The 11,102-nt window shown below is 26.3% G+C and carries 12 protein-coding genes; 3 read left to right on the forward strand and 9 right to left on the reverse strand.

Annotated elements, in window-relative coordinates; all coding sequences use genetic code 11:
• Positions 1–15: 15 nt before the first annotated feature.
• The 7 genes from ACYUE0_RS04505 to ACYUE0_RS04535 all read right to left on the reverse strand — a co-directional run bounded on the left by ACYUE0_RS04505 (position 16) and on the right by ACYUE0_RS04535 (position 5,439).
• Entirely contained in the window at positions 16–747 is a 732-nt protein-coding gene (locus ACYUE0_RS04505; protein ID WP_460269644.1) for an amino acid ABC transporter ATP-binding protein, read from the reverse strand.
• 15 nt (positions 748–762) lie between these two features.
• Complete coding sequence (locus ACYUE0_RS04510) at positions 763–1,410, reverse strand: amino acid ABC transporter permease (RefSeq protein WP_216450651.1); 648 nt, start codon at positions 1,408–1,410, stop codon at positions 763–765.
• Between the two features lie 45 nt (positions 1,411–1,455).
• Entirely contained in the window at positions 1,456–2,253 is a 798-nt protein-coding gene (locus ACYUE0_RS04515; protein WP_460269645.1) for an ABC transporter substrate-binding protein, read from the reverse strand.
• A gap of 428 nt (positions 2,254–2,681) precedes the next feature.
• Positions 2,682–3,737: an ACR3 family arsenite efflux transporter gene (gene arsB / locus ACYUE0_RS04520; RefSeq protein ID WP_460269647.1), complete on the reverse strand. Its 1,056-nt coding sequence runs from the start codon at positions 3,735–3,737 to the stop codon at positions 2,682–2,684.
• An 11-nt stretch (positions 3,738–3,748) separates the two neighbouring features.
• On the reverse strand, positions 3,749–4,153 hold the full coding sequence (locus ACYUE0_RS04525; protein ID WP_460269648.1) for an arsenate reductase ArsC: 405 nt from the start codon (positions 4,151–4,153) through the stop codon (positions 3,749–3,751).
• A 20-nt stretch (positions 4,154–4,173) separates the two neighbouring features.
• Complete coding sequence (locus tag ACYUE0_RS04530) at positions 4,174–4,500, reverse strand: ArsR/SmtB family transcription factor (RefSeq protein WP_216450655.1); 327 nt, start codon at positions 4,498–4,500, stop codon at positions 4,174–4,176.
• Between the two features lie 147 nt (positions 4,501–4,647).
• The gene (locus tag ACYUE0_RS04535; RefSeq protein WP_460269649.1) at positions 4,648–5,439 is read right to left on the reverse strand and encodes a GNAT family N-acetyltransferase; all 792 of its coding nucleotides are present in this window, start codon (positions 5,437–5,439) and stop codon (positions 4,648–4,650) included.
• A 293-nt stretch (positions 5,440–5,732) separates the two neighbouring features.
• On the opposite strand from ACYUE0_RS04535, the gene ACYUE0_RS04540 reads away from it, so the two are divergent.
• Together ACYUE0_RS04540 and ACYUE0_RS04545 are read left to right on the forward strand one after the other, a co-directional pair.
• Positions 5,733–6,290: a hypothetical protein gene (locus ACYUE0_RS04540; RefSeq protein ID WP_460269650.1), complete on the forward strand. Its 558-nt coding sequence runs from the start codon at positions 5,733–5,735 to the stop codon at positions 6,288–6,290.
• Between the two features lie 1,197 nt (positions 6,291–7,487).
• Positions 7,488–7,847 (forward strand): hypothetical protein, encoded by a 360-nt coding sequence (locus tag ACYUE0_RS04545; protein WP_460269652.1) that lies wholly within the window; start codon positions 7,488–7,490, stop codon positions 7,845–7,847.
• Between the two features lie 352 nt (positions 7,848–8,199).
• On the opposite strand, the gene ACYUE0_RS04550 is transcribed toward ACYUE0_RS04545, so the two are convergent.
• The gene (locus tag ACYUE0_RS04550) at positions 8,200–9,042 is read right to left on the reverse strand and encodes a DUF2785 domain-containing protein (RefSeq protein WP_460269653.1); all 843 of its coding nucleotides are present in this window, start codon (positions 9,040–9,042) and stop codon (positions 8,200–8,202) included.
• A gap of 177 nt (positions 9,043–9,219) precedes the next feature.
• On the opposite strand from ACYUE0_RS04550, the gene ACYUE0_RS04555 reads away from it, so the two are divergent.
• Complete coding sequence (locus tag ACYUE0_RS04555) at positions 9,220–9,975, forward strand: alpha/beta fold hydrolase (protein ID WP_460269655.1); 756 nt, start codon at positions 9,220–9,222, stop codon at positions 9,973–9,975.
• Positions 9,976–10,069: 94 nt separating this feature from the next.
• On the opposite strand, the gene ACYUE0_RS04560 is transcribed toward ACYUE0_RS04555, so the two are convergent.
• Positions 10,070–10,831: a carbon-nitrogen hydrolase family protein gene (locus tag ACYUE0_RS04560; RefSeq protein ID WP_460269657.1), complete on the reverse strand. Its 762-nt coding sequence runs from the start codon at positions 10,829–10,831 to the stop codon at positions 10,070–10,072.
• Positions 10,832–11,102: the final 271 nt, after the last annotated feature.

The raw sequence follows: 11,102 nt of genomic DNA on the forward strand, positions 1-11,102 counted from the left end.
TTTGAGCTTGTTTCCCTATATTACTTTCTTTAAAAATTCTTTTGTTCTTTCCTCTTTTGGAGAAGTAAAAATCTCACTTGGTTTACCTTCCTCTATAATTTTCCCACCATCCATAAATATCACTCTATGTCCTACATCTTTAGCAAAACTCATCTCGTGAGTTACTACTACCATAGTCATACCTTCACTTGCTAAATCTTTCATAACATTTAAAACTTCACCAACTAATTCTGGATCTAATGCAGAAGTTGGTTCATCAAAAAGCATTATATCTGGTTCCATAGCAAGTGCTCTGGCTATTGCTACCCTTTGTTTTTGACCACCTGAAAGTTTTGATGGATAATAATCCATTTTATTTTCTAATCCAACCTTTTTTAATAAATTTTCTGCTTTTACTCTTACCTCATTTTTTTCTTGTTTTTTTACTATAATAGGCGCTTCCATAACGTTTTCTAATGCCGTCTTATGTGGAAACAAATTAAAATTTTGAAATACCATCCCCATTTTAGTAGTTACTTTTCTTAACAAATGTTTATTTTTCTCATTCAATTCTTCATTTTCTATTATTATCTTACCTTCATCTATACTTTCTAGATGGTTTAAGCATCTTAAAAAAGTACTTTTTCCTGACCCTGAAGCTCCAATTATAACGAGAACTTCTCCTTTTTTAACTTTTATATTTAAATTTTCAAATACTGTTAAATCCCCAAATCTTTTAGTAATGTTTATACCTTCTATCATATACATAGTCATTCCCCCCAATTAATATCTAGCTAGTTTTTTCTCCCATTTGGAGAACATACCTGTAAATATCGTAGTTAAAACTAAATAAATACATGCTGCAATAAAAAATGGTTCTATTGGTCTAAAATTAGATGAATATATCTGCTGTGCAGTTCTCATCAATTCTTCCATAGCTATGATAGAAACTAATGAAGTATCTTTTAAAATCGTTATAAATTCATTACCTACTGGCGGTATTATAACTTTAAAAGTTTGGGGAAGTACTACTCTTTTCATAGTTTGGCCATAAGTAAATCCTAAAGCCTTACAAGCCTCAAACTGTCCCTTATCAACAGCTAAAATGCCACCTCTAATTATTTCTGACATATAAGCCCCTGAATTTAAACTTAAACCAATTATAGCCGCTGACATCGGTTCTAATTTTATTCCTAAAAAAGGTAACCCATAGTATAAAAAGAATAGCTGCAATAGCATAGGTGTTCCCCTAATTATCCATGTATAAAATGAAGCTAAGGAATATATTAATTTATTCTTTGACATTTTCAATAATGACACTGCTATCCCAATTAAAGTTCCTAAAACTACAGAAATTATTGTTAAGAATATAGTCATACCTGTTGATTGTAGTAGTATAGGAAATATCTGCTTTAGTATATCAATATCCATAGCTTCTTCACCCCCTCTTTATCTTAAGTATTTTTTTAAAGCTAATTATTTATAAAAATCATAGCCAAACCATTTCTCTGACAGTTTGGATAAAGTACCATCTGCCTTTAATTCATCAAGTGCCTTTTGGACTTGATCTTTTAAATCTGTATCTTCTTTTCTAAACCCAGCACCTACATTTTCCTCTGAAAGCTTAACATCAAGAAGAATTAAATCCCCATCTCTTTGGGTTAGATAATATCCTCCAACTTGTCCATCTGCTATAACTGCATCAAGTCTTCCAATAGATAAATCATTAAAAGCTTCTGTTATCCCATCATATTTCTTAATTTCTTTTAACCCATCAATTTTTTGTGCAGCCATATCACCAGTAGTTCCTAGTTGCACTCCTACAACCTTATCCTTTAAGTCTTCTACATCATTTATAGATGAATTATCCTTTTTTACAATTAACTTTTGTCCCCCTACTATGTACGGCTGTGAAAAATCAATTTCTTTTTTTCTTTCATCAGTTATAGTCATTGTTGAAAGTATCATGTCATACTTTTTAGCTTTAAATGATAAAATAATTCCCTTCCAGTCATTATTTATAAACTCTGCTTCAACCCCAAGTTTTTTAGCTATCTCATTTCCTAAGTCAACATCAAACCCTACTAAGTTATGATTTTCATCCCTAAATTCCATAGGCGGATATGTATCATTAAGCCCAATTAATAACTTACCTTCTTCTTTAACCTTTTCTAAAGAATTAATATTTTCATCTTTAACTTTTTCATTACCACATCCAACAAAAGCAAAAAAACTTATTAATATAATTCCAATCAACATAAGAATTTTCTTCATAGTATCATCTCCTTTCCCTTAAATTTTTGTTATTATAGATAATACATCCTTTCTCATAATTATGCAAGTATATTTTTATATTTTTTTAAAATATTTTTCCTTTTGTCTTTAAAAGCCTTTAAATAAAGGATTCTTTTAAAAGCAAAAACCATACATTAAACTCATTTTTTCTATTTTTATTCTACATCTGCATATTTATTCATGTATATACATCGCTTCATTTTTATTTTTATTTTATTTTTTAAAACAAAAGGCTATCTTAAAATAGATTTTTAACTCTATTTCAAGATAGCCTTTTGTTTATTTAATAAGTATTATTTAGAACAATACACCTTATTATTTATATATTATTATATTAAGATTTAGTTAATGTAATAATTATTTTTCTTATTATAGTTTTTATAATCAAGAAATTATATATCTAAGTTTTATCCCTTATTATTCAAGAACCAACCTCTTGTATTATTAGCAATTTTAACAAGTGTTAGCATTATAGGCACTTCTGTTAGAACACCTACCACTGTAGCAAGAGTCGCTCCAGATTTAAGCCCAAATAGTGATATTGCCACTGCAACTGCTAGTTCAAAGAAATTACTTGCACCAATCATACCTGCAGGAGCAGCAACACTATGAGGAAGTTTCCATAACTTTGCCCAACCATAAGCAATAGTAAAAATTAAAAATGTTTGAATTGTTAACGGTACTGCAATTAACAATATGTGAAATGGATTATTTAATATAATTTCTCCTTGGAATGAAAAAATTATAATTAAAGTTAAAAGTAATCCGATAATAGTTATATTATCAAATTTCTTTAAAAATATATTATTAAAATATTCTATTCCCTTATTTCTTACAACATATTTTCTTGTCAAATATCCTGCTGTAAGTGGTATGACAACAAATAGTATTGTTGATAAGATTAATGTTCCATAAGGTACTGTAACATCACTTACCCCTAATAAAAATGCTACAATAGGTGCAAATGCTATTAATATAATTAAATCATTTACAGCTACTTGAACTAATGTATATGCCGGATCCCCTTTAGTAAGATAACTCCACACAAACACCATAGCTGTACATGGTGCTGCTCCTAACAATACTGCACCTGCTAAATACTCTGTAGCAAGATTTTCTGGAATAAATCCCTTAAATACAACTTTCAAGAAAAAAGCTGCTATAAAATACATGGTAAATGGTTTTATAAGCCAGTTAGTAACACATGTAACCACTAATCCCTTAGGTTTTTTAGTTACATCAACTATACTATTAAAATCAATTTTCAACATCATTGGATATATCATAAGCCAAATTAAAATAGCTACTGGTATAGATACATTATAATATTCAAATTTATTTAATGTCTCAGGTATAACAGGAATAAATTGACCTATAAGTATTCCTACTACAATACAAAGTGCCACCCATATAGTAAGATATCTTTCAAAAAATCCTATACCTTTATTCTTTTCTTGTGACATCTTTTTTCCTCCTATACTTCATTATTTTTAATTTTTTCAACTAAGCCTTTAACTTTCTTTTCTATATCTTTTGCAGTTTTAATAAACTCCTCATCACTTTTTCCTGTAGGATCTTCTAATCCCCAATCCTCCACATGATTTCCAGGTAAATATGGACATTGTACATTACATCCCATTTTTATAACTATGTCTACCTGTGGCAAGTCAGCTAAAAGCTTAGACTTTTGAGATATATTCATATCTATATCATATAAATCTTTTATTATCCTTACAGCATCTTCATTAATATTTTGTACTAATTCTGTTCCTGCTGAATAACTTTCAAAAAACTCATAACCATATAACTTACCTAAAGCTTCAGCCATTTGTGACCTGCAAGAATTATGAACACATATAAAAGCTACTTTCTTTTTCATTAATTTTTCCTCCTATAATTTTAGTCATACTTACATTTGCATTTAGATTTTTCTTTACAAATACATTCATCAGTATCTGTTATAAGATTCATAAGAAATAAAATAAGCTTATTACAGTTAGAATTATTAAGAGCATAATAACTCCATAATCCATCTTTTCTAGATTGTACAATTCCACAATCCATCAACACCTTCATATGGTGTGAAAGTGTTGGCTGTGTAAAATCAAAATGTTCCAATATATCACAAGCACACATTTCTCCACAGGATAATATATCAATTATTTTTAATCTATTAGCCTCTGATAATGCCTTTATTATTTTTGCATTTTCATCATAACATTTCAAATGTTTTTCACCCCTTTATATTTATAGTTATCTATATAAACATAATAAACTTTCATTTTTTCTTTGTCAATACAGTATTGCTAACTTTAAATTTATTATATATATTTATTCATATCTATATATCTATATTTTTATAAAATGTAAAAACTAACATTTTTCGCTTTTCCATAGACTCCAAAAACCAATTTCTATAAATCCAATATTTTTATAAATTTTACCTGCTATTGGATTATCATAAAACAAACATACTGTTTTCCCTTCTAAAAGTAAATCTATACACAATTTAGAAACTAAAGCCGTTGCATATCCACACCCTCTATAATCTATATGTGTACAAACGCCAACAATCATTGCAGAATAACTGTTTTCAGCTGTAGTTTCAGCGCTACACACAACTTTATTTTTGTTATTTAATAAGTAATATCCTCTTCCTGTCTTATCAATAAATTTTTTTTGAAATCTTTTAACATCTTCTATGATTTTTCCATCATTTATAATTTCATGAAGTTCCAAGATTTTCACTGCATCTTTCACTTCAATTTTTATTGCTTTTTTTAATAATTCACCTTTATACAAATCATCATTTTTATCTAATTTTGCAAAATACATATTTCGCTTTTCCTTTGCATTTATATATTTACCAAACTTCTCTACAGCTTTTCTTTCTCCACCTAACAATTTAAAATTATATTTTTTTATAATTTTAGAAAACCCTAAGACATCAAATTCTTCTTTAGAATAAATAGTAAAATCTTCATAAAATCTCATCAATACAGCTATTAATTTATAATTCTCATCAAATTCTCCCCAATACTCTAGAAAATCTTTATTAAACCCATAATTCTCTAGATCACTTATCATAAATAAATTCAACTCTTTTTTCACTTTAAGAAAATTTAATAACTCTATATTATGTGAATCATCTAACTTTAAAATCATATTTTCCCCTCCATTTTTTCAATATATGGCTTATTTCAATTTTTTTCTTTATATACCTTCTATAAATTTATTTGAGTAAGCTCTCATTTAAATTTATTACTTTTCAACACTATAATTTTGGAATTTTAGGCTTAAATTTACGCCTATACTCATTCTCCTATAGTGCATCAGTATAATATAATATTTTTTTCAAATAATACTTTTAGATAATTAAACTACATGTAAATACTTTTTTTAAAAGAGTATAATTATTATAATCGTTATATATTAAATTTAAGATAGGAGGATATTCTATGAACAAATTAAATAATTTTATTAATATTTTAGCAGGAAGTTTTGATAACTCTGAACAATTTAAAGAATTGGAAAGTAGAGGAATTACAAATTTTCCATTTGCCAAACATGTAAATACTATATGCAATGATAAAATAACAAATCTCCCTAAAGATTTTCAGGGTATTTTTCTTGTAGAAGAAAGTTATTATACTTCCGATGGAAAACCCCATTCATCTCCTCATTTATTTCTATTTACAGAAGAAAATGAAGGAATTAAATTAACTTCTTATGAACTTCCAAAAGGATATGATAAAAATACTTTTACATATAAACAATTAGAATCAATAGATTATAATAGTTTAAAAATATCAGAAAAATTCACACCAGCAATATATACTTTGAAAGACAATGTATGGGAAGGTGGAAGTGTAAGCATGTTCTCTCCAGTTCTTAAATTTACACTATTTGAACGCTTTTCAGAAGGAACATTAGAAGTATCTGAATCAATGGAGGTTAACGGGAAAAGAACCTTCGGATATGACCAACCAATTATATATATAAAAATTCATAAGTAAAGATATAAATGACGACATATGTCTAACAAAAGGCATATGTCTTTTTTATTTTAGAAGGAAAAAACGTAAATGCTATTGAATCTAAAAATAAAGCATACATTTTTTTTATTTTATTGTGGATTGTAAAAATTTAAAATTATATATTAAGTAGGTGATACAAATGTTTTTTTATATTTTAATTATAATATTATGTACTCTTATTTTCTGTTTATTAAACGGCCTTATTTCTATATTTAATAATAGATTTGAGAATAAATTTGTTTATTTTGTATTTAGTGAAGAAGTTTTAACCACCTTGTTTGAAAAGGAAAAAATTTCTACTAAGTTATACAAGAAAATTAAATTTTGGGCTTTAATAAAATCATTAATAACAATATCTATTTCTTTTATATTCATATTGATATTTAAAGAAAATTCGTTGATTACTCTTAGATACATTTTAATTATCACATTGTTTTTAACTAAATTTACTATTAATAAACTTGTTTTAAATATATAGGGAAACAAGCTCCAATTTAAATTTATTCAATAACTTTAAAATATTTTCATACAAGATGCAGTGTTGAATTCTAAGTGATTCGGAGCATGTCTCACTATTTTAGGTATCCAAGTTTTGGAATGGATAGTTTAAAAAGTAAACTTGAACCCTATAATAAAGCAAAATTAAAATGAACCCTTCAAAATAGATACTTCTTTCAATTATGGTATATATTTTAGGGTTCATTTTATTTTAATTGTATTTTTCTACATATTTCAAACTTATTTTAAGTCGGATTAGTTATATTTTATATTTTATTTACATATAAGAAATAAAAAAACTTTATTAATCATAGTTCCTTTACAAACATTTATTGTAAAATATGTTATTATTAGTATAGCTATATTATTTATAGTATAGCTAATTCTACACTCATATGAGGGGGTATATAGATGATATTTAAAAAACCAAAATTAAATTTAAAATCTAATTTAGTTAGTGGTAAGGAGGTTTTTTAAAAACATCGCCTCAACACAAATCAATCTACTAATACATTTCTTTTTAATATCTATTTCTCTTATATTTAAGTTTTTATACCTTTTAATAAAATTATTAATCCATTGCGATACTTCCAATAAATGCTGAATATATTACTCAACATTTATCCAAGGTATCGTAATGGTATCAAATAATTTTAATAATGAAAGGGGCGTTATATAATGCTAAAAAGATTTAAAATTAGAGAATCAGTAAGCAAAAAAAAGAAATGTAGACGCCTTACAAAAGAAAAAATATTTATTTATATGATTTATAAAAAATCATACAGAAATACAAAAGAAAGATTAGAATATACTAGGTTAAAGTATATTCTTAGTGTTTTTCTGGTCAGTGTTGTATCGATGTTTTTCTGGTATAGATTTACTAACAACACACATATAATTAATAAAATCATAGAACTTGCAATAGTTACCATAACAGTTCTAGGACATAGTCAAGAAAACATCAAATCAACAAAAAACACAACAGCCCTAAAGAAATTAATCAAACATATAATAAATATGATTAATCAATATCTTTAGGACTTAATCTTTATTGGTAGAAGTAGTCTGACCACTACTTCTACTTAAATTATTAGCTATTTTATTTATTCTATTCACTTAATACATATTAATTTCACCATTACTATCATAACAATTTTTATAAAAAATGTAAATAACATACTAAATTTCTTTAATTTTTTTATTTTACACCATATAATCAACATTTATTATAATAAATTCTATTTTAAATATATTATAATGTATTTTAAAATATGCCTATTTAAAATATTTATTATTTTATTTTTTTAAAAAACCTGTGCTTTCACACAGGTATATATTCTTGTACTTTGAGAGTAAAGTGTTTAATTTTATTTATCTTTTTACATATATACTATTGAAAATACTTTGGTGTTGTTTTATTTATCACTTCTTCTATAATATGAAGAGAGTCTTCAGTTATATCTCTTCTTTTAAGCCTAAAATATAATGCTGATAAAAATCCCTTGTGATTACACATTAAATTATGATCATCAGGATAAACATTTGTCTTCTCCATATTTTCAAAACTTTTTATCCAATTTATAATTTTTTCCTTAGATATATCTTCTCTTTCCATTATATTAATAACCGTTGTTACTAATCTTTCTTCTTCGTTATTTGTATAAACATAGTAATTTATACAAATCTTTTTTCTTATACCTTCTAATATCTCTATTAAATTTTTCTCATTTATTTCTTTGCATTTTACAATTTCAGCAAGTGCATCTGCAGTATGTGCTGCTGTGTGCGCCCATCCTTTATCTATTACGTATCCCCTTACATCTTTTTCTTCATTTAAATATTTGATTACCTTTTTATATATTCTTATTATTTCTTCATTATTAAAAATTTTACATTCATTATTGTGACTATATACAATGCAATCCACAATCAATACACTAAATGACCTTTTAAAAACAGAATCATCCCCAACTTTACCAATATTATAAAATAAATGTTTTTCACTTAATACTAATTCTAATATATCCTTTACTTCTTTATCTGTTAACTTTTTTTCTACAATCATATTACAAAGAAGCTCTAATATAAGATTATCTCTTAATTCCGCATCTATTGACCCTATATTTTCTAAACATTTAAGCGCTAAATCATAGTTGTTTACTTTTTCAGGAATAATCCAATCATTATCTCTCATATTTTTTAACTGTTCTTTTAATTCAATAACACCTTCCATAACGCTCCCCCTACCATATATGTTATTTTTTACTATTTTTTAATTATAGCATATATCCACTTTATTTTATCCAAATAAGTATTAATTACCTACTATTCTTCCTAAAATAAGTTATTTAATTGTTCTTGAGATAAATCACTAGTAACTGCTAAACTATATAAGAAGGAAGGTTTTTATATGGCATATTTTGAATACAAAGGGAAAAAAATTTACTACGAAGAAAAAGGTGAAGGTATACCATTAGTTTTATTACATGGTAATACAGCTTCTTCAAAAATGTTTTCTTACATTATAGATTTATACACTGACAAATATAGGGTTATTTCAATTGATTTTCTGGGGCATGGAAATTCTGAAAGATTGAAAGAGTTTCCATTAGAGCTTTGGTTTGATGAAGCCATGCAAACAATCTCACTATTAGAATTTTTGTCATGTGATAAAGCTAATCTATTAGGAACAAGTGGAGGTGCATGGGTTGCAATAAATGTTGCTTTAGAAAGACCGGATTTAGTCAAAAAAGTAATTGCAGACAGTTTTGATGGGAAATCACTTACTTCAAATTTTGCAGATAGATTATTAGAACAACGTACACTATCCAAGAAAAATGAAATGGCAAGAGAATTCTATTGCTTATGCCAAGGCCAAGATTGGGAAGGTGTTGTTGATAATGACACAAACTCTTTATTAAAATTTGCACATGAGAATATTAGTCCATTTCATAAATCACTATCTGAATTACAGGTGCCATTATTGCTTACAGGTAGTAACAATGACGATATGATTAGGAATAATTTTGAGATTGAATATAATGATATCTTACAAGAAATTTCTCAAGCAGAAAAATATATATTTCAGGAAGGATTTCATCCATCTGTTATATCTAATGGAGAAGAATTTGCAAAAATAGCTAAAGCATTTTTGGATAAAATATAAAGTATCTTGTTTTGCCATTCGGCAAATTTTATAATTCAAAGTGACAGTCATTAAATATTTGAAAAGGTCAAATTTTAATAACTGTCACATATATTTATAATCCTATGTCGTCTCTACATTGGCTTATATACCAATCTGATGTTTCATTAAGATCTATTTCTTCTATAAAATAATAAAATTTATCATTAACACATTCTTTTAATATTTCTCCAAGTGGTGAAATAATCATTGTAGGACAATGTTGATTTACATGGGCATTATTAGCACTTATTAAAAATCTTTGATTTTCTGCAGCTCTGCTAACAAGGTGACTTCTCCACACTGAAATGCCTTTTCCTTGTACAGCATTCGTTAAGTATATAAATATGTCTGCTTTATGTTTTGCAAGCAATCTCCACTGTTCAGGAAAGCGAATTTCTCTGCAAAGTTGTATTCCTAAATTTATAGTTTTTTCTCCAATTTTAATTGGATAAACTTCCAACTTATCTCCTTCTTTAAAATACCCTCTTTCATGAAATGCCAAATTTAACTTTTTATATATAAAATCTGGATTATTATAAGAGTAACCTATTGCAGCATTGCACCATGTTTCATTTTCAAAAACACAGGAACCAAATACTAAATGTACCCTTTTTTTAATAACTTCATCTTTTAATAGCTTCATTGCATTTTTAAGTTCTTTTACATTTATATTTTTAAGAAAGCTAACATCATCACTATATCCTGATAACGCTCCTTCTGGTAATACAACTAAATCATCCTCTTTTGATTTTTCTAATACTGACATTATGTATCCTAAGTTTTCATTTATATTAAAAGTTATAGGAAATTGTGCAACAAGTACTGAAATCTTCATAACTATCCCCCCAAATATTAAATATAATATATATCTATTTCTATAACATATTATTTAACTCCTTTTAATTCATATATTAAACTGATAATATTTCTCAATATAATTTTTCATTAATAATACAATATGATACTATTATTGTATTATTTGTTAAATTGTATTTATATATAATTACTTGGAGGTTTCTATGAAAAATATTTTAGATATACTTTTTACTATTATTTTAGCTATATTTACTCTACTTATTATGCTCTTTGCAATGAGACTTACAATT

This window comes from Clostridium sp. CTA-19 (genome assembly GCF_054767855.1).